At 59.5% G+C, this 18,839-nt stretch carries 15 protein-coding genes and 1 pseudogene; 9 read left to right on the top strand and 7 right to left on the bottom strand.

Annotated features, from left to right (window positions below; genetic code table 11):
- Window positions 1–405 precede the first annotated feature (405 nt).
- Window positions 406–711: a DUF4148 domain-containing protein gene (locus WS49_RS36505; protein ID WP_059530998.1), complete on the bottom strand. Its 306-nt coding sequence runs from the start codon at window positions 709–711 to the stop codon at window positions 406–408.
- A gap of 478 nt (window positions 712–1,189) precedes the next feature.
- On the opposite strand from WS49_RS36505, the gene WS49_RS17425 reads away from it, so the two are divergent.
- Genes WS49_RS17425 through WS49_RS17415 form a run of 3 tightly spaced genes read left to right on the top strand, consistent with a single transcriptional unit; the run spans window position 1,190 to window position 4,002 of the window.
- A complete protein-coding gene (locus WS49_RS17425) occupies window positions 1,190–1,867 on the top strand; it encodes a response regulator transcription factor (RefSeq protein WP_059531035.1) in 678 nt (225 codons plus the stop codon).
- 11 nt (window positions 1,868–1,878) lie between these two features.
- Window positions 1,879–3,279 (top strand): sensor histidine kinase, encoded by a 1,401-nt coding sequence (locus tag WS49_RS17420; RefSeq protein ID WP_059530995.1) that lies wholly within the window; start codon window positions 1,879–1,881, stop codon window positions 3,277–3,279.
- Between the two features lie 36 nt (window positions 3,280–3,315).
- Window positions 3,316–4,002 (top strand): response regulator transcription factor, encoded by a 687-nt coding sequence (locus tag WS49_RS17415; RefSeq protein WP_059530992.1) that lies wholly within the window; start codon window positions 3,316–3,318, stop codon window positions 4,000–4,002.
- 126 nt (window positions 4,003–4,128) lie between these two features.
- Here the strand turns inward: WS49_RS17415 and WS49_RS36385 are convergent, their stop codons facing one another.
- A complete protein-coding gene (locus WS49_RS36385) occupies window positions 4,129–4,821 on the bottom strand; it encodes a DUF4148 domain-containing protein (RefSeq protein ID WP_306453907.1) in 693 nt (230 codons plus the stop codon).
- Window positions 4,822–5,094: 273 nt separating this feature from the next.
- On the opposite strand from WS49_RS36385, the gene WS49_RS17410 reads away from it, so the two are divergent.
- The 6 genes and pseudogenes from WS49_RS17410 to WS49_RS33745 all read left to right on the top strand — a co-directional run.
- Window positions 5,095–6,237, top strand: a complete 1,143-nt coding sequence (locus WS49_RS17410; protein ID WP_082722041.1) for a YopJ family acetyltransferase — start codon at window positions 5,095–5,097, stop codon at window positions 6,235–6,237.
- 728 nt (window positions 6,238–6,965) lie between these two features.
- Window positions 6,966–7,700, top strand: coding sequence for a site-specific integrase (locus tag WS49_RS35860; RefSeq protein ID WP_208456503.1), 735 nt, complete (start codon window positions 6,966–6,968; stop codon window positions 7,698–7,700).
- Window positions 7,652–8,221 carry a tyrosine-type recombinase/integrase gene (locus WS49_RS36500; protein ID WP_218921270.1) on the top strand — a complete coding sequence of 190 codons (570 nt, stop codon included), beginning with the start codon at window positions 7,652–7,654 and terminating at the stop codon, window positions 8,219–8,221. The genes WS49_RS35860 and WS49_RS36500 overlap by 49 nt, the downstream gene beginning before the upstream one ends.
- Window positions 8,222–8,525: 304 nt before the next feature.
- Entirely contained in the window at window positions 8,526–9,161 is a 636-nt protein-coding gene (locus WS49_RS17400; protein WP_218921269.1) for a tyrosine-type recombinase/integrase, read from the top strand.
- A complete protein-coding gene (locus WS49_RS17395) occupies window positions 9,158–10,171 on the top strand; it encodes a site-specific integrase (RefSeq protein WP_059530986.1) in 1,014 nt (337 codons plus the stop codon). The genes WS49_RS17400 and WS49_RS17395 overlap by 4 nt, the downstream gene beginning before the upstream one ends.
- Window positions 10,172–10,280: 109 nt before the next feature.
- Window positions 10,281–10,506: pseudogene (locus WS49_RS33745) on the top strand (transposase domain-containing protein); the annotation flags it as partial.
- Between the two features lie 119 nt (window positions 10,507–10,625).
- On the opposite strand, the gene WS49_RS17390 reads toward WS49_RS33745, so the two are convergent.
- The 5 genes from WS49_RS17390 to WS49_RS17370 form a co-directional block, all read right to left on the bottom strand.
- Window positions 10,626–11,141, bottom strand: coding sequence for a hypothetical protein (locus WS49_RS17390; protein WP_059530982.1), 516 nt, complete (start codon window positions 11,139–11,141; stop codon window positions 10,626–10,628).
- A 30-nt stretch (window positions 11,142–11,171) separates the two neighbouring features.
- Entirely contained in the window at window positions 11,172–11,522 is a 351-nt protein-coding gene (locus tag WS49_RS17385; RefSeq protein WP_059530980.1) for an MBL fold metallo-hydrolase, read from the bottom strand.
- An 846-nt stretch (window positions 11,523–12,368) separates the two neighbouring features.
- On the bottom strand, window positions 12,369–13,820 hold the full coding sequence (locus tag WS49_RS17380; protein ID WP_059531032.1) for an efflux transporter outer membrane subunit: 1,452 nt from the start codon (window positions 13,818–13,820) through the stop codon (window positions 12,369–12,371).
- On the bottom strand, window positions 13,813–15,009 hold the full coding sequence (locus WS49_RS17375; RefSeq protein WP_059530977.1) for an efflux RND transporter periplasmic adaptor subunit: 1,197 nt from the start codon (window positions 15,007–15,009) through the stop codon (window positions 13,813–13,815). Before WS49_RS17375 ends, WS49_RS17380 begins: the two co-directional genes overlap by 8 nt.
- Entirely contained in the window at window positions 14,999–18,238 is a 3,240-nt protein-coding gene (locus WS49_RS17370; RefSeq protein ID WP_059530974.1) for an efflux RND transporter permease subunit, read from the bottom strand. Before WS49_RS17370 ends, WS49_RS17375 begins: the two co-directional genes overlap by 11 nt.
- Window positions 18,239–18,839: the final 601 nt, after the last annotated feature.

The following is an 18,839-nucleotide window of genomic DNA, read 5'->3' as shown; positions in this document are numbered from 1 at the left end:
TGGTTCATCGCGGCGAATGCCATTTACACTCGCTTCGCTTTGTCCCCGGGATCACGAAATATGTGCTCGTCTGTCGAAAAAGTACGCTCAAACTAAGGCGATGGTTTCTATCGTGCAGAGCACGCGCTCCTGCATGAACTCAAGCGTGCAGGTCCGTGCCAATCGGAGGGGGGGCTGGGGGTGGATAGGAATATTCGTATTTTGAGCGGTTGACGCGGCCCTGAACCCGGAGATGGGTGCGATACCATTATGTGTCATACACCCGTTTCGCGACCCCGGTTCCCGGACGGTTCCTGCCCGTCAGCGGACTGTCGAATGTGTCCTGCATAGCGGTGCATGCAGGACAATCGACTGCTTGTGAAGGTCGTTCAGCGCGGCATGTCTCACGCGGGCACCGTGGTTGGGTTACGGTTGGTTTGCCGTCGTGGTTTGGGACGCGCCAAGACAATCATGCCGGTATTTCTGCATTAGCTTGGCCTGCGCAGTGTCGATGTCGTCCGGATAGTTTCCCTCGTCTCCGGCCGACGGCTCGTAACCGACCGACTCGAGTTCGGACAATTCATCCATGAGCATTTTGTGTGTAAGCGGTCCCTTGGGACGAACGAATGGATAGGCTCTGCACTGCTGGGGCGTGAGTGCTGAAGCGGCAAAGGCCCCGGTGCAAGCGGAAGCCAAAACTGAACAAACGAGCCATTGTGACAGGCGTCTCATTTGAAATTCCTTAATGAAGATATGGTTAGACAGGGGAGGCAAGAACCTAGGGTGGTCATTCAAGTTAAGGCTCTTTGATCGTCAAAGCGGTGGCATTTTGATGAAGCAAGTTTTAGTGGAGTGAGGATGGTGACCGGGCGGCGTCGTACCGTTCCACGGGGATGACGGGCGGGAGGGTACGCCTGAGGGCGCGGGACGCGGAGCTATTGCCAAGAAGGAAGGTCAGGATGACGGCCTGAGGGGCGCAAGGAATGGTCCCCTGAAATATTTTTCATGTTAACGATGGTCGGTGCGGGATGGCTTACATGTACCCTGCCGGCAGTAGCTATGCCGGCAGTAGCTAGGTCTGCGATGTTTTCGCACAAGAGCGCGATGCCGGTTTGGAACGACGTTCCGATTATTTTTAAGTAATGGTTTGGTATCCGAATTATGGATGCTGAGCAACCTTGTTATCAGGGTTGCGGGGGAGGGGAATGCTATGGTTCGTGTATTGACGATCGAAGATGACGAAATCACCGCAAACGAGATTGTCGCTGAACTCACTGGCCGCGGCTACGTGGTCGAGTGGATCGACAATGGGCGTGATGGCGTGGCCCGCGCAGTCAGTGGCGAACACGATGTGATCACGCTCGACCGAATGTTGCCGGGTGTTGACGGCTTATCCATCCTGACGACGATGCGTGGTATCGGAATTCGCACACCAGTGCTGATGCTCAGTGCGTTGAGCGATGTCGACGAGCGTATCCGCGGCTTGCGCGCGGGCGGCGACGACTATCTTACAAAGCCGTTCGATCTCGAAGAGATGGCTTTGCGTTTCGAGGCGCTGGTGCGACGTAGCAGTGCGGTACCCCGCCAGGTGCAGACGACATTGATGGTCGGACCACTCACGCTTGATCTAATTTCCCGTAAGTTAAGCCGAGACGGCGAGGAAATCCCACTCTTGCCGACTGAATATCGGATTCTCGAATACCTGATGCGGCACGCCGGACAGACGATTACTCGCACCATGTTGTTCGAGGCGGTATGGGGATACCATTTCGATCCCGGAACGAATTTAATCGATGTGCACATGGGGCGTTTGCGCAAGAAGGTCGATTCACCCGGGAAAAAACCGATGATTAAGACGGTTCGTGGGGCGGGGTATTTGCTCGAGTGAGCGGAGGGCGAATGAGAGAATTTTCGATATGGCGCACTCACCCATTGGCGCAGCGCTGGTGTTCGTCGGCGTTTCGCTTCGTCGCGGTTTATGCGGTCGTTTTTGCAATGTCCGTCATGGTGCTGCTTGGCTTCGTGGCCAGCATGATCACACACGTCATGGAAAACGAAACCGATGTCGTGATGCATTGGGAGGTAGTCTATTTCGATTCATTGCCCGACAGCACACTTGCCGCTGTCATTCGTAATCGGCTCGAGCGGGAGCGTATGCATGCGAACTACTACGGGTTATTTGCGCCAGACGGCCAGCATATTGCGGGCGACATTCTAGCATTTCCGGATCACCTGAAACTCGATCGATCGGGTCTCACGCTGGATCGTTCGCTGACGCTTACGGCTGGCGAGATGGCGCCGGTCGTGCGCGCAATTGCCGTTCGGCGCCCGAATGGCGACAGGCTCGTCTTAGCCCGCGATCTGACGCACATATTGCGCATTCGTGAAATGATCATCGACACATTGTTGGCAGGGGGCTTTCTCAGTCTCATCGCGGGGATCGCGGGCGGGCTGGTGCTTAGCCTCCGTCAAATGCAGCGCCTGAAGGTTATCCGCCAGGTGACGTCCCGCATTGCGCAGGGTGATCTGGGGCAACGTTTGCCGATTGGCGGTCGAGACGAACTCGACATGTTGGCGCATCTCGTCAATCACATGCTGACGGAAGTCGAGCGGTTGATGCGCGAGGTAAAGGGCGTGTGCGATGGCATTGCGCACGATCTGCGTACACCCCTGTTTCACGTGCAATCGTTGCTGACGCGTGCTGTTGATCGTGCGGTCTTGTATGACGATGCCGTACTGCGAGAACTGGTCGATCGGGCGCGCCGCGAGACGGGCGATCTGCTGGGGCGATTTCGTGCGATGCTGCGTATCGCCGAAATCGGTGCGTTTCAGCGACGTGGTGGCTTTGATGTGCTGGATCTTGGGGCGCTCGTGGCGGAGCTGGGGCAATTGTTTGAGCCGTTGGCGGAGAGTTGTTTGATCCGCTTCGATGTGCTGGTCGAACGGTCTGCGCGGATTCACGGAGACCGTGCTTTGCTTTTTGAGGCGATTAGTAATTTGCTCGACAATGCATTCAAGTACACACACGCAGGAGGCGCGGTCTGCCTCGAATTGCGGCAGACCGCGTTCGGCCCGCAGGTTGACGTGGTCGATAACGGCATAGGAATTGCTCCGAAGGAGCGTGAGGCGGTACTGGCGCCTGGCTATCGTAGTGAGCGGACGCGTCACTTGACCGGAGGTGGGTTGGGTTTGAGCATCGTAGCAGCGGTCGTAAACGTTCATGATTTCGCGCTGCATATCGGTGACGCGGATCCGGGTACACGTGTGTCGATTGATTGTTGGTCGCGAACGTTGGCGTGAGCGTCTGCGACGCCGCATCGGGATTCGGAGTGAGGTTTGCGTATTCTGTTTATGGCCGGGCAGCATCCAGGGGCAGTATGGCTCCACAAGGCGCTGCGTGAGTGCAGGCATAGTGTGCAGCATGTCACTGATTGGCGCGATGGTGTGTTTGTCGCGGAGCAAGAAGCGTTTGACGCAATCATCGTCATGTGTGCTGAGCGGGCGGACTATGCGGGGCTATTCGATATGTTGCGTCGGCTCTCATCGAGTCGTGGCGGGGCCGTGCTCATTACTGTTCTAGGCGCTGCGACGACACAGGATCGTGTGAGTGCGCTGCGCATGGGAGCCGATGCGTGCTTCGATCATCCTTACTCGTTTCTTGAGATCAATGAGTGTTTGCGAGCCTACCATCGGACGGCGCTCGGGAATCTGGTGTGTTGGAGTTCCGACGGAAAGCCGAACGACAAGAGGACGCACGAACCAAAGTCGATGCCAACGGGATTGAGACTTGTCGTGACACAACGGGAAACGTTGATGTTGGAATGTCTGATGCGTGAGGTCGATTTACCAGTATCGCGTGAGCGCTTGATTCGTTACTGCTGGCAGGATAAGGACGATGTCGATCGGTCGACTGTAACCATTTTGGTTTCTCGCCTACGGCGCAAGCTTGCAGTGCACATGCCGAATGCGCGCATCGAGACGATCAGCCGGTACGGCTACCGGCTTACGTTCCTGGCGGCTTAACAGAGAGTGGAACGTCTTGTGCGTTGTGGCCGCAATAATCGGCTTGGCATTGGGTGCCGGTCCGAGAAAAAGTAGTGCGCCATCTTGTTGAGGGAAGCGGTCGGTGACGATGGCGCACAGAGTCCATCAGTGTGCGTAGATTGTGGAATTCAAGTATGCGAGCTGGCCGTCGTTTTCTGCCTGTACCAGTTCCCGGTAAACCTGTGCGCGCGTTTTCTGGGCAACAGGCTCGCCATATGGCGGAACCCACTGGCCCACCGTATCCGCATACGAGTTATCCCGCGCGGTTTGCGCCGGCGCGGACAGCGTGGGTTTCGGTGTTGATTGGGCAAAGACAGGCTCGGTCAGCATTGCGCATACAGCAGTCACTGCGATAAGCAGATATTTCATTTCCGTTAACCTCAGTTGAAATTCACGTAAATTGGCCGGCGGCGCCGAGCTTTCTCGGGCACTTCGGCTGGGTCCTAGGATAATGTTTGCGATGTAAATCATCCGTGATGCCAATATGAAGAATAATTTATTCAATTCATTCTTATGAGTGGTGCATGATTGACTGTGTCGACTCAACTTCGATGAATTTGCCAAGTTTGTTTTGAACATTTGATCCGGGAGGGGCGGCGTGACCGACGGGCCGGATGATGGCATCACGAAATCAGTAAATTCTGTGTGGGATTTATGAAAATGCTGATTGCGACGCAAAGTGATTTGCATCAGAGTTGTGAAAGTTAACCGATGTTGCGGCATGATTTCATATTTCTGTTGAATCAGATTCTGTAAATTGAGGGCGGTGCGTTCAATGGTGGCACCAACTTGCTCCATGTGTCGCCGTGCCCCGTTGCTCGTTGGTGGTTTGGGAAAATTGGAAATTTCTTGGAGCAAGAGCTTTTATCAGGAGATCGGTGCTCGATATTGCGATCAAATAGATAGAGGCTGCGAAGGATGCGGAGGCGGTACTTTCCCATCTTGGTGCGGTCGACTTGCCGATTGAAATTGGTAAGCTGAGTCATTGAGTGGCTGCGCTTGGGGATGGTTTGATCTATGTTTTGCGTGGCCGATCATTGACATTGGTGAGGCATTGTGAGGTTGTTGGGTATGGGGTTGTTTAATCGAATTTCGTCAAAGCATTCTTTGAGTCAAGCGGTCTCAATTAAGCTGAATCAAAAATGCATTTCTCAGAAAACACTTGATAAGCTTGGAGAGAAAATCCGATCGATCGGTAACGCGAGGTGTCAGGGTTGGCCGATCAAGGTGGCGTCCACGCGTACATCTACAAAGTTCAACGCCGCGGCGAGTTTGAAAAATCAAATCGTCGAAATTGGAAGGGCGTCGGAGGTGGCGGGGTCGTCGCATCAAACTCCCGGTATGGGAATAATCAAGAAATTTCTTTCGCGCAGCCTCGTCGATTTGGCGATCGATCACGCGAATGAGGATCTGAAATTCAACCGTCAACCGGGTGGCGTGACCAACATTGCGGACGATGCATTGATGTCGGCGATGGTCGATGCGGAGCGAAAGCGTCGGCCTGGTATGGAATTGCATGTCATGCGCAATACTGATGAATTGGCATCGTTTGTCATGGAAAAGAAAGGACCGTGGCAAGGCCAGGCGGTGGTTAAGATGGCGCGGGGATCAGAAAGCAATGAGTCACATTTTGCAGCTATTGACCTGCGGGTCGAAGAGGATGGCTCGCGCTTTCTCGTCGTCTATGAGTCAGCCTTTCTGCAGGGCGAAGAGAGCACAGGTTCGAACCATGGTCTCAAGAGCTTGCTTGATGCCATGCGGGTCGCCGGCCGCAATAAAAATGATGCGCCACCCCGCATCGGCTTTGTAGAGTTGGCCATACAGAAATCTCCGGGCGATTGCGCGATTTTTGCATTAAGCACTGCGCTAGCAAGTGCCAAGCAACCGGAGGTCTCCGCTGGCTTGGTTGAGCGCATGAAAATGGATGGCAAAAATCTTGTGTACTTCTATGATAAGTCCGGTGCACGCCATATTCTACAGAAGGACAAGAAATTGGGCGTCGTATTACCCGCTAATCTCCATAAGCATGCGCATTCACTCTCCACACTCGGTACATTGGAAACGACGCCTGTGAACCGGCAGCGAGAAAGCGTCGCGAGTCGCGGCGAGCGTTATCGGGTAGAGCGAGATGGTCGATCATACTCGAACTCAGTCGAGCGCAAGCGTTTAGTGTATTACAATCGAGCGAAGGAAATTTTGAATGAGCCGAAATGAATGGATGTGAAATACGAGGCTATCTCAATTTGCGGGGAAATTCGTACCGCCAATTTGACCGAGGCTGACCGAAAGCTATATGAAGACGATGAGGTGCAACGGCGGAGCCTTTGTGTCGGAGCCTCGCCGTGGTTGAGGGCGGGATCAAGCAGGGCCAGATGACGTCGATGTGAGAGTCAAAGGTGCACCACTAGAGACCCGCGGTCGTGGTTGCGTGACGGGCGTGCCGCTGGACCTCGCGGCGCCGGCGTGGGGCATCATGGTTCGGCTATCCAGGGTGTGCACATCGTCTGATAGCCGACGTCCCCTAGTGGTTGGCGAAATGTCGGTCAAGATGATGCTGGGCGGCATCTGTGCGTTCGTGCCCACTGTAGCGCGTCAGGCGTTCCAGCGAAAAAGCGGCGCTCCGTCAGAGTCGGAATATGTAACCGCCCGCCGATTTATATCGGCCCGTTGTTCGGAATCGATTGAAGCAGAGTGTCGGAAAATCTTTATCGGATTCAACCATTTTTTTGAGGCGGTGCGAGACCGGTGGTCTGCTGGCACTGAAACGCGTGTTGGCTCTCGGAAGGCGTTATGTCCGGTCCACGATTATGCCGAGGCCTGAGCGAGGGAGTGTTGTCTCGCGGCATCGCCAACGCACCAACAACCCGATCATGGTCGGCCAGAACTGAGCATAATAATCGGTGGTTTCATGGTATTCCGCAAACCTGACGCGGGAGATCACCATGTCCACCGACGCATGCTTGGCGCACCTTGCTCGCCGAGATTGGCTGTTGAACGGCCCACTGAGCAACTTCATCACTTCATACATTGAGGCCCTGCAGAACCGACGCTATGCAAGGGGTACTATCGGGGCCTATCTTCGCTGCCTCGCACATTTCAGCTACTGGATGATGTCTGAGCGGTTGGCTGTCACGAGCATTGACCACGCGCTTATCGAACGCTTCATTCGACTTCACTTCCCCACCTGCAGCTGTCCGGCACCGTGCCGGTCTGTCGTATCGGAGACGCGGGCGGCGCTCCATCATCTGCTTGCGCTGTTGCCCAATGCGGGCGCGACGACCACTAAAACGATGAGCCCGATGGCCGTCGAGCTCCAGCGTTTCCACGATCATTTGCAGAACACCTGTGGCTTGACATCGTCGACGTGCACCTACCGTGTGCGACACCTGGAGGCATTCTTTACCAGTCGCTTCGAGGGCAACGTTCCCAGTATTGAACGGCTGACTACTGGAGATATCGACTCATTCCTGCACGACCTTGCAGCCCACTGGAAACCCAGTTCGCGCGGTGTCATTTGCACGAGCCTGCGCAGCTATTTACGCTTTCGTGCGATGCAGGTGACGATACCCGGATACTCGCAGCGACACTACCAGCTATTGCAAACTGGCCGCGTCGGAGTCCTCCGAAGGTGCTCTCGGACGTTCAGCTCGGACACTTCCTGCAAGCGTTCGACGTAAGCTATCCAGTTGGTCTACGAGACTACGCCATCGCCCGCTGCATACTCGACCTCGGCCTGCGGGGAGATGAAGCCGCTCACTTGACGCTGGACTGCGTAGATTGGCGAAACGGGATTGTGACGCTTCATCGCACCAAGAGCCAGCGCACGCAACATCTGCCCCTGCCGGTACAGACCGGCGAAGCCCTCACTCGTTATCTTCGGGAAGGTCGTCCCCGAACCGATAGTCGCGCCATATTCGTGCGCCACCGTGCGCCCTTTGGTGTCCCCCTCAGCGTAGCGGCCATCCGCAATGCAATGAATCGTGCGTTTGCAGCACGCTGCGGCCTGGCGGATCAGTTCTGCAGTACGCATGTGCTTCGGCGTTCGACAGCGACGCGGCTGCAGAAGGCCGGCGTGTCGCTCAAAGAGATCTCGGACCTGCTGCGACATCGGAGCTTGAACACAGCCAGGGTGTATGCGCGTGTCGATTTGGAAGGCTTGCGCAGCGTCGCACTGCCGTGGCCGGGGAGCACATCATGAGCGCCACTGTAACCTGGACGGCTCGCGTGGCCGCATATCTTGCCTATCGCCGCAGCTTTGGCTTCGAGCTAATAATCGATGGCCGACAGCTTGAATCGTTTGCCCGCTTCGCCGATCAATGCGGCGCGGAGACGTTCACTCTGGAACTCGCAGCTGAATGGGCGCGGGCGTCGAAGCGTCCAAACCGGATCAGTTGGGCACGGCGCATAGAGGTGCTGCGCAGCTTTGCCAGATTCTGCTTGCGCACGGACGCGGAAACGATCATACCCCCGCGGAATCTCTTCGGCCCCGGACACCGAGGCTTGTGCCACATATCTATACCGACGTAGAACTGCGAACCCTCCTGGTAGAGACTGACCGCCTTGGGCCGCCCGGAAGCTTACGTCCGGCCACTTACCGCACGCTGTTCGGGTTACTGGCGGCAACCGGACTGCGTATCTCCGAAGCGCTGGCACTGACCCGAGCCGATGTGGATCTCGAGGTTGGAGTACTTGATATCCGCGACGCCAAGTGTCATCAGCGTCGTTTCGTTCCCTTGCATGCGACCGTCCCGCCACATTTGCAGGCATACGCGGAATTACGTGACCGCCTCGTCTTGCGTCCCGGCTCCGATCACTTCTTCGTGCGCGACGACGGTCGACCTGTTGATCGGCGGAGGGTGCTGTATGTGCTGCATTCGCTTTGCAGACAGCTTGGCTGGCAGCCTCGTGGAGATTACATGCATCACCGGCTACACGATCTGCGCCATACCTTTATCGTACGCAGCGCGTTGCGCTTCCATCAACAGGAAGAGGACATCGCGCGGTGTCTATCGGCCTTATCGATTTATGTGGGCCACGCGAAGGTAGTCGATACGTACTGGTACTTCACAGGCATCCCGGAACTGATGGCCGTCGCTGGCGAGCGTTTCCACCGCTATACCGAAGGAGCATCGACATGAACCCGCTGCTCGCCGAACCAACTGAGTTCGCGGCATTGCTTCAGCGCTTCTTTGCCGAACGCATGCTTCAACAGCAGGCCGCCAGTCCGAGAACGGTAGCTGCTTACCGGGATGCCTTCCGGCTGGTGCTGGCCTATGCCGAGCGCAAACTCGGAAAGCCACCGGCCAAACTGACGCTGGGCGACTTCGATGCGGAGCTGATTCTCGGCTTCCTCGCGCATGTCGAAGTTGCACGGCACAACACCGTACGGACCCGAAATGCGAGGCTCGCGGCAATACGGGCCTTCGCGCGATACGTCGCCACCCACCAATGCCCTCCGGCGCTGTTACTCGCCCAGCAGATTCTCGCGATTCCGATGAAACGCTTCGACAAGCCATTGCTCGGGTTCCTGTCCAGAAACGAAGCTCAGGCGCTCGTCGATGCACCCGACTCAACGACATGGTACGGCCGCCGGGATCGGGTGCTTCTCAAGATGCTCTACAACACCGGCGCTCGTGTTTCTGAGCTGATCGGCATACACGTTGACGACCTGGAACTCGACATCACACCATCGGTACGCCTGCACGGCAAGGGGCGGAAGCAGCGAACCGTACCACTGTGGAAGGAAACTGCCGTCGAGATTCGCCGCTGGATCGAATTCGCCGGCTTGCAAGAGACTCAACCTCTGCTGCCTAACCGCTGGGGAAAGCCGATGACCCGATCGAACGTAGCCGAACGAATCGCACGGGCTGTGAGCACTGCAACGGCCCAATGTGCTTCGCTGCGCGGACGGACGATCTCACCACATACGCTGCGCCATACGACAGCGATGCACTTGTTGCAGTCCGGGGTTGACCTCACGGTCATTGCGCTTTGGCTCGGGCACGAGAGTCCGGTGACGACCCACGGCTACATTGAAGCTGATCTGGCCATGAAGGAGCGTGCCCTGGCCGCAATCACGCCGCTCAATATCCGAGGCACTCGTTACCAGCCGACGGACGCGCTGCTGAAGTTTCTGCAAGCGCTTTGATTATGTGTAGTTGAAAGGGGCGAGTCGCCCTGACAGCGGGGGCTCGCCACGATCACTCAACATAATCGTGGACCGGACATAATTTCGATTATGCCGAGATCGGCATAACAGACGGAACTATCTGTTCGCCGGCGCCGACTCGCGGTGGCGAACGTGCCGCCGTGATGTACAGCCTGATCGGCACGGCACGCCTGAACGGCCTCGATCCCGAAGCGTATCTCGCCTACGTGCTCGAGCGCATCGCCGACCATCCGGCCAACCGCGTCGACGAACTACTCCAGTGGAACGTCGCACCGTCGCTGTCGCCTACTGCTCGCGTCGAGCCCATCCGATAGCGCCGCGAACCTCAGCCGTCAACAACCTGAACTACGGTACTGCTCAGGCGCTTACCGCTATTGGCGCAATTTACTGGCCGATACTGAACTGAGCCGCGGCGCACTGGATGAGATGAACCTCAAGTTTCGAAGTGAGCCTGCTGGCCGGCGGAAATGGCCTGGTCCGATACCTGCAACGCCAGTTCGGCAGCTACGGCATCAGCCCCCGCCTTGATGAAGACGTCGAGGTCAGACGTGGGCAGGACGCGCTTCATGATGGCCTCCAGCTCGGCCTTCCCTGCATCGTCCAGGCTGCGATTGCCGTTGGCGAGCCGGGCCACCGCCGCGCGATAGCACCCGATATAGGCACGCTGCGCGGCAATCATGTCGAGTGGCTTGTCCGCCTGCCCGTGCCCCGTGTAGAACAGCGCGATGTCGCCGGACAGACGTTCGAGCGCGTCGAGGCTGCGCAGCCAGTCCGCCGAATGGCCGTCGTTCATGAAGGAATGGACGTTGTTGAAAACCATGTCGCCGACGAAGGCGACACGCGGGTGGCGTCCCACGGTCCAGATGAGATCCCAGTTCGATTCGCCCGGGCCGAACTCCCTGACCTCGAACGGCACGCCATCGAAATGCAGCACGTCGCCGTCGTGCACGAGGCGATTCGGGAACGTGCGTCGTGTCGGTCAATCGTCGCCGAACACCGGCTGCCACTTGACGGCCTTGGCATCGTCGGTACGGCGCATCGCCTCGTCGACGCCCTGCGTGGCGATGATCGGTACATAGTCGAGACGACGGATCAGCTCGCCGACACCGTTGTAGTGATCGGGATGCCCGTGCGTGATCAGCACCGCGAGCAAGGGTTTGCGCAGCGCATCTAGCCGGTCACGCACCTGGCGCGCATCCGATACGGTCATCATGGCGTCGATGGCCACGACACCGTTCGGCAGTTCGACCAGGAACGCGTTGGTGAGAAAGGTGCGCGCACCGGAGGTGCAGGTCACCACATTGAATTCAGGCTCCTTGAAACCGGTCATTTGAAGGCTCTCTCATTAAGCGAAATCCCGCGAGATGTTCGGGATAGGAGGATGACATGATTACCGGTCGAACAAGGCTTCATCCGGCAGCCGATACGCGGACAGATCGATCAAGCGGCCCGACGCGCCCGTGCGCTCGCCGCACAGGTCGACCGCCACGGCATTGCCTGCCCGCAGAGCATACTTTATAAACCCCGCCCGGAGAAACCCGTTGCCACGTAGAGGGTGCGATCGGCGTCAACGGGCATGAATCTGCGCAGAGACGGAACTCGGCACATCGCTGAGTCCCCACCTATCGTTGGTGGGGACCTATTGTGCTTATCGATACTTCAATGACTAGAGGGTACTGACCGGACGCTTACTCTATTCAGAGCTGAGACGCGAAATCGCGAGCAGGTGGGTGGGCCCTCCGTGGAGGTCATCCACTGTCTTCCGAACGCAGCGACCTGGAGGCGCAAGAAGGGAGGGCCCATAAGCTGACGAAAAAAGGACCGCCCGATGGGCGGGCGGTCATCCAGGCTGGGAGGCGCGGGTAATAAAAGGAACGTGCTCACCCGCGAAGTTATATTCGCAGTCGCACGGGATCCTGTGAATCGGAGTTCCGACAAAGCTTGCTCGGACTTTGCTGATTTTTGTGTGTAGCGGACTGCTGCGTCGGACGCGCCGGCGAGTTGGCGAAGTTTCGTCGAGACCCAAAGCCATGTGTTGCCTGCCACTGGTGGGCAACACGCTCCTTTAGTTTCACACTCTCCATGCCGGGACGGCAAGAGCAGGCAATGCCTCTCCCATGTCCCTTTGCTGGAATCGGACCTGTTCGATAACCGGCTCCCCGGCGTCCAGTGCCGCTCACGTGGCGTTCGTGCCCGAGGTCGCGTCAGCGTGCGCACACGCCGGCCGACGCCACCCGCCCCCAAGTGCCTCGATCAACCGCACGGAGGCGCGCAGGCGTTGTGTTGCAAGCTGTTGGGCGGCGATATCGGTGTTGAGTTCAGTGGTCTGTGACGCGACGACATCAAGATAGCTGACGACGCCATCACGATAGCGCGACATCGCCAGCTTGAGCGTCTGGCGCGCCGCAGTCAGCGCCTGGCCCTCGTCGGCTGCCTCGTCGCCGAAATGATGCAGGCGTGCAAGATTGTCTTCGACCTGCTGAAACGCTCGCAGCACGACGGCTTTGTATTGCGCGCCCTGCTCCGCGAGCTTGGCGCGCGCGGCTTGCGTGACGGCGTGGCGGCGGCCGCCATCGAATAGGGTCATGGCCAGGCTCGGTCCGAGCGACCAGATCGCGTTGGGGGCGGCAACCCACGGCGCGAGCGTGTCGCTTAGGAACCCGCCGTCGAGTCCGATCGTCAGGTCCGGGAAGTATGCGGCCCGGGCCACTCCGATTTGTGCGTTCGCGGACGCGACGCGCCGTTCGGCCGCGGCGATGTCCGGCCGGCGTTCCAGCAGCGAAACGGGCAGTCCGGCCGGAATGGACGGTAGGTGCGCGGGCGCGAGCGTTGGCGCCAGCGTAAAGGAGGACGCGGGCACCCCCATCAGTGACGCGATCGCGTGCTCCGCCCGCGCCCGCTGCGCGTCGAGATCGGCGGCCTGGGCGCGTGCGGTGTCAAGCTGGGTTTCGGCGCGTGTCACGTCCAGGCCCGATGCGATGCCACCTGCATGACGGCTCCGGGTCAAGGCCACGGCGCGCTGATAGGTGCTGATCGTCTGGTCGAGCAGCTGGCGTTCGGTATCTAGCCCCCGCAGCGTGAAGTAGGTGTTGGCGAGACTGGCCTGCAGGCTCAGGCGAACCGACGCCAGATCGTCGGTATTCGCCTGAACGAGGTCACGCCCCGCCTGGACGGCATTGCGGACCTTGCCCCAGAGATCGAGACCGTAGTCGAGGTCGGCGTCGATTGTATAGCTTTGATAGGTGGAGGCACTCGGTGCGGCGCGCAATGGTGAATGTGCCGATGCACGATTGCGAGAGGCATCGACGTCTAGCCCGAAGGCCGGGTAGCGTCCAGCCCGCACGGCATTGAGGTCTGCCGCTGCCTCGTCGTGACGGGCCAGTGCGAGTGCAATGTCCGGATTGGCGTGATCCAGCCTGGTTTCGAGACGATCGAGCGTCGGGTCGCGATAGACGGTCCACCACCCGTCGCGGCTCAATCGGTCGGCCGGCGTGGCCGGCTGCCATGCGCCGGCTTCCTTGAAGGTCGGCGGTACGTCGACTGCAGGAGGCCGATAGACCGGTGCAAACGAGCAGCCGCTCATGAATACGATTCCGATTAGCACGGCACTCAGGCGACGTTCAGCCATGGGACGCCTCTCCATCGCGCGTCGCCGGTGTGTCGGCAGGCGAGTCGACCCGTACGGGGTCACCGGCAGCCAGCGAGTCGGGCGGATTGTCGATCACCCGATCGTCGGTGCTGAGTCCGGATGCAATCGCGACTTCGGTGCCTAGATCGGTGGCGATGCGGACCGGCTTGAGCCGAGCGTGTCCGTGCGGGCCGACCACCGCTACCTGCAGCCCGTCGTGCCGGAAAATCAGTGCGCTCGCCGGTATCCGCAGCGCGTCAGGTGCGGCGGGAAACGAAAAATGGACCTCGGTGAATTCGCCTGGCATCAGCCGTCCCGTCGGATTGTCGACCGTCAACTGGACGAGCAGGGTGCCGGACGATGCGGCAATCGATTGGTCGGTGCCCAGCAATTGCGCGGAAAACCGCATGCCGGGATATTCGGGCACCGTCAGGGTTGCGTTCATGCCGGGCTGGATGGCGGCCGCGTCGCTTTGGGGCACGCTGACGTACACGCGCAGGCGCCGAATGTCGGAAACGGCGAACAATTCCGGGCCCGCGCCGTCGCCGGCGCTGATGAGCGCGCCGACATCCGTTTTGCGGGCGGTCACCACGCCATCGAACGGAGCAACGATGCGCTTGAAGGATTCGAGGGCTGTGAGGCGTCCGACATTCGCCGTGCGCGCCGCGACGATTGCCCGCTTCGCGGCCAGGTCGCTGGTTTTTTCGTCGGCCTCCTGTTGTGAGACCGAATCGTCCTGCAGCATGTGGGTCCAACGGGCCGCGGTGGTCGCCGCCAGTTGTTCGTTGGCGCGGGCATCTTGCAGGTCCGCGCGTGCCTGACTGAGCTGCGCATCCAGATCGGGGGTATCGATCAGCCCCAGCAGCTGGCCGGCTTTGACGTGCGTGCCGATGTCCGCATACCAGTTGTGCAGATAGCCGGACACGCGGGCGTGAATCGGCGCGTTGACGAACGCGGCCAGGTGACCGGGCAGCACCAGCGCCTGATCGGCCGGGCCGGTCGCGGGCCGTCGTGCCACGACGGTTGGGATGGCCTGCGCGGCTGACCATTGGGCGGTGTGCTGCCTGGCATGGACCCGGTCGGCGATCCCGAGGGTTGCGATCCCGACTGCGATGAGGGTGGCGGCCAGGCCGAGGGTTTTCAGATGGCGTAGGCGCTTGGGCGACTGGACGGTGATCTCATTGGACATGGTTGGCTCCAAACTCGGAAGAAGACGGTTGCTGCGAGGACGTGGTGGTGTCGCGACGATGCACGAGACTGAAGACAACCGGTACGAGGACCAGTGTGGCAACCGTCGCGCACAGCAGACCGCCGATCACGGCGCGCCCGAGCGGCGCATTTTGTTCGCCGCCGTCGCCGAGCCCGAGCGCCATCGGCGCCATGCCGATGATCATCGCCAGGGCCGTCATCAGCACGGGCCGAAAGCGCGAGAACCCAGCTTCCAGTGCGGCGACGAGCGCGTTGCCGGACGCCGCGAGACGCTCGCGCGCGAAGCTGACAACCAGAATGCTGTTGGCGGTGGCCACGCCCATGCACAGGATGGCGCCGGTGAGTGCCGGCACGGATAGTGGGGTGTGCGTCGCAAACAACATCCAGACGATCCCGGCCAGCGCGGCGGGCAGGCCGCTCACGATCACGAACGCATCCCGCCACGAATGAAAATTCACGACGATGAGCAGATAGATCAGCGCAATCGCGCCGGCCAGGCCGAGCAGCAGCCCGGTGAATGCCTGATTCATCGTCTGCACCTGACCGCGCAGGGTGACCACCGAGCCTTTGGGGACGTCTTTGGCGGTGGCGTGCATGAGCGTGCGAATTCGACCTGCCACGGCGCCCAGATCCTGTCCTTGGGGCGTCGCATAGATGTCGACGACCGGTTCGATGTTGTAATGCGTGACGATCGCGTCGCCAACGCTGCGCTGGATCGTCGCCAGGCCGCCGAGGATCTGGGATTGGCCCAGGTGTCCGGTGACGGGCAGGTTGCGCAGGTTCGCCAGCGAGGTGATCCAGTATTGCGGGATCTGGGCGACGATCGGATAGGAGACACCGTTCTGGGGATTGAGCCAATACGTGGGGGCGACCTGACTGGTGCCCGACAGGCTCGCGACGATCGAATTCGTGACGTCCTGCTCGGTAATGCCGAGCTCGTCCGCGCGGGTGCGGTTGACGGCGATCGTCATCTCCGGATAGGTGGCGGCCTGCTGGATGCGTGTATCGGCGATCCCGGCGACAAGCCGCATCCGGCGGTACAGCTCTTCGGCGTAGCGGCGGTTGCCGGCTCGGTCGGGACCGGCAATCTGCACATCGATCGGCGCAGGTGCGCCGAAATTCAGAATCTGGCTGACGATGTCGGCCGGCAGGAACGAAACCGTCGATCCCGGCAGGGCACGCGGCAGTATCTGGCGAAGCTCGCGCACGTAGCGCGCGGTGGGCGCGTGATGTGCCGCCAGCGAAATGAGAATGTCGCCATCCTGGGCACCGGTCGTGCCGCTATTGTTATATGTCAGGTTGATCCCGCTGTTGGGCAGCCCGATGTTGTCGATGACCTCCTTCAGTTGGCCGGGTGGAATGACGCGGCGCACGATGGCCTCGACACGGTCGAACTCGGCGGCCGTTTCCTCGATCCGGGTGCCGATTGGCGCACGCACGTGCAGCGCGATCTCTCCGGCGTCGATGTCCGGAAAGAAATTCCGGCCCAGCCAAGGCGCCAGCGCAAACGATGAGGCCACCACGATGCCGAACACAACCAGGAATCGTTTGCGATGAGTCAGCGCGAGACCGAGGGCGATCCGGTATACGGCGCGCGTGCTTTCGAAGCGACGCTCGAAGGCGCGCTGAAACCGCACCAGCGGATTGTGCGACGGGAATCCGCTGGGGCTCGCGTGGCGAGGCGTCATCAGGGCGGCCAGTTGACCCGACGCATGGCCTTGCGAAGCGTGAGGCCGCAACAGGTATTGCGCGAGCATCGGCACGAAGGTGCGCGACAGCGCGAACGACGCGATCATCGCGAATATGACTGCCTTGGCCATCGGTACAAACAGAAAGCGGGCGACGCCGTCGAGCAGCAGCATCGGCACGAACACGATGCAAATGCATAACAGCGACACAACGGCAGGCGTGACGATCTGCAGCGCACCGTCCAGGATCGCCGTGCGAACGTCCTTGCCTTGCTCGAGATGCCAGTTGACGTTCTCGATGGTGACCGTGGCGTCGTCAACTAGAATCCCGATCGCGAGCGCCAGGCCGCCGAGCGTCATGACGTTGAGCGTTTCGCCGGACGCGGCCAGTCCAGCCACCGCTGCGAGCACTGCGAGCGGAATCGACGCAGCGATGACGACCGTCGAGCGCCAGCTGCCGAGAAACAACAGGATCATCAGCGACGTCAACGCGGCGGCGATTGCGCCCTCCCGCACGACGCCGCTGACGGCGCCTTTGACGAAGGTCGACTGATCACCCATCGTGACGAGTTTCAGGCTGGCGGGCAGGGTTTGCTCGATGCGCGGCAACCTGGACTTGACGCCGGCAATGATGTCGAGTGTCGACGCGGAACCGTTCTTGAGGATGCTCATCAGCACCGCGCGATGGCCATCCACGCGCACGATGTTCGTTTGCGGCGGATAGCCGTCGCGCACGTGCGCCACGTCGCCGATCGTGATTGTCGTGCCGTCGACCGACCTGATTGGTAGCGCGTTTAGCTGCGCGATCGCATGCGGGCTGTTGTTCAGCTTGATGTTGTACTCGAAGCGGCCGAGCTTGACCGTGCCGGCGGGGATGATCTGATTCTGTTGCGCGAGGGCGGTCCCCACGTCCTCGGCAGACAGATGTTTCGCGAGCAGTGCTTGCGGGTCCAGATCGATCTGGACTTCACGCGTCTTGCCGCCGTAGGGCGTCGGAATGGCGATGCCGGGAACGCTCAGCAACTGCGGGCGGATGATGTTGCTCGCATAGTCGGCGAGCTGCTGCTCGTCGAGCGTGTTGCTGGTCAGCGCAATCTGCAGCACGGGCACCGTCGACGCATTGTAGTTGAGGATTTGCGGGGGGGTGGTGCCGGGGGGCATCTGCTTGAGGATCGTTTGCGAGATCGACGTGACTTGCGCGGTGGCGGTGCGGATATCAACGGTCGGCTGGAAGAAGATCTTGACGATCCCATAGCCACGAAACGATTGCGACTCGATGTGCTGCACATCGTTGACGGTGGTGCCGAGGGTACGCTCATAGAGCGTCACGATGCGTCCGGCCATGTCGTCCGGTGGCAAGCCGGCGTAGCTCCAGACCACGCTGATGACTGGAATGCGGATGTCCGGGAAGATGTCGGTGGGGGTGCGCAACGCGGCCAGGAGCCCTGCGACGAGAATCAGCATCGCGAGCACGATAAACGTATAGGGTCGTGCCAGGGCAAGCCGGACGATTTTGAGCATATGGGGCTGCTCCGTGGAAAGGACTTCAGGAAAATGGCATGCCGGGCGGCACGGTCATACGTTGTTATTCTGAAGCGACTGACTTAACAGTCGGTTGCGTCGCGGATGAAATTCGCTTTAGGGGTGGGGCGGCGTGATAGGAGCGACGGTCTCGGAATGGTCGGTCATCGTAGCGTTATGGCTCGACAGATCATGATGCCTGCGAATGCGGTGTCGTGTCGAAGGAGGCGCGCATCTTGGTCTGGGATGCTGAAAATATAACTATCCTTAAACATGTTTCGGATTATTCTGAGTTCAACTCATGCGGTGGCCGATTTTTTGTAGCTTCGACTTATTGGAAAATGGGTCTCGTTGTTGCTGATCTTCTGTCGTCAGATTCGCTGGATAGCGGATCCCATTATGAAAAATTGATCCAGTACCATCAGTGAGCTTGGGCGATGTCCCTTCGGCGACCTTTCGCGGCGTGGGGTCGATGTCCACTCCTGCGCTATTTGAAGTGTCGATGACGTGTCCGGCGGGTTTCAGTGATGCGTATTATTAATTTAATCAGGTTGGTGGTTCGGAGGTAGTCGGTGACCAAAAAATGGAGCAATTTAGTTGA

Origin of the sequence: Burkholderia sp. RF7-non_BP4, assembly GCF_001521935.1 — a bacterium.
Taxonomy (GTDB): Bacteria; Pseudomonadota; Gammaproteobacteria; order Burkholderiales; family Burkholderiaceae; genus Burkholderia; species Burkholderia diffusa.
This window is presented reverse-complemented; position numbering and strand designations above follow the sequence as displayed.

Bases quoted from the DNA above. Each gene is read 5' to 3' on its own strand.
- WS49_RS17420 (WP_059530995.1), top strand. From the start codon at position 1,879: ATGAGAGAATTTTCGATATGGCGCACTCACCCATTGGCGCAGCGCTGG.
- WS49_RS36505 (WP_059530998.1), bottom strand. From the start codon at position 711: ATGAGACGCCTGTCACAATGGCTCGTTTGTTCAGTTTTGGCTTCCGCT.
- WS49_RS36385 (WP_306453907.1), bottom strand. From the start codon at position 4,821: ATGGAGCAAGTTGGTGCCACCATTGAACGCACCGCCCTCAATTTACAG.
- WS49_RS17395 (WP_059530986.1), top strand. From the start codon at position 9,158: ATGAACCCGCTGCTCGCCGAACCAACTGAGTTCGCGGCATTGCTTCAG.
- WS49_RS17375 (WP_059530977.1), bottom strand. From the start codon at position 15,009: ATGTCCAATGAGATCACCGTCCAGTCGCCCAAGCGCCTACGCCATCTG.
- WS49_RS17425 (WP_059531035.1), top strand. From the start codon at position 1,190: ATGGTTCGTGTATTGACGATCGAAGATGACGAAATCACCGCAAACGAG.
- WS49_RS17370 (WP_059530974.1), bottom strand. From the start codon at position 18,238: ATGCTCAAAATCGTCCGGCTTGCCCTGGCACGACCCTATACGTTTATC.
- WS49_RS17380 (WP_059531032.1), bottom strand. From the start codon at position 13,820: ATGGCTGAACGTCGCCTGAGTGCCGTGCTAATCGGAATCGTATTCATG.
- WS49_RS17385 (WP_059530980.1), bottom strand. From the start codon at position 11,522: ATGACCGGTTTCAAGGAGCCTGAATTCAATGTGGTGACCTGCACCTCC.
- WS49_RS17410 (WP_082722041.1), top strand. From the start codon at position 5,095: ATGGGGTTGTTTAATCGAATTTCGTCAAAGCATTCTTTGAGTCAAGCG.
- WS49_RS35860 (WP_208456503.1), top strand. From the start codon at position 6,966: ATGTCCACCGACGCATGCTTGGCGCACCTTGCTCGCCGAGATTGGCTG.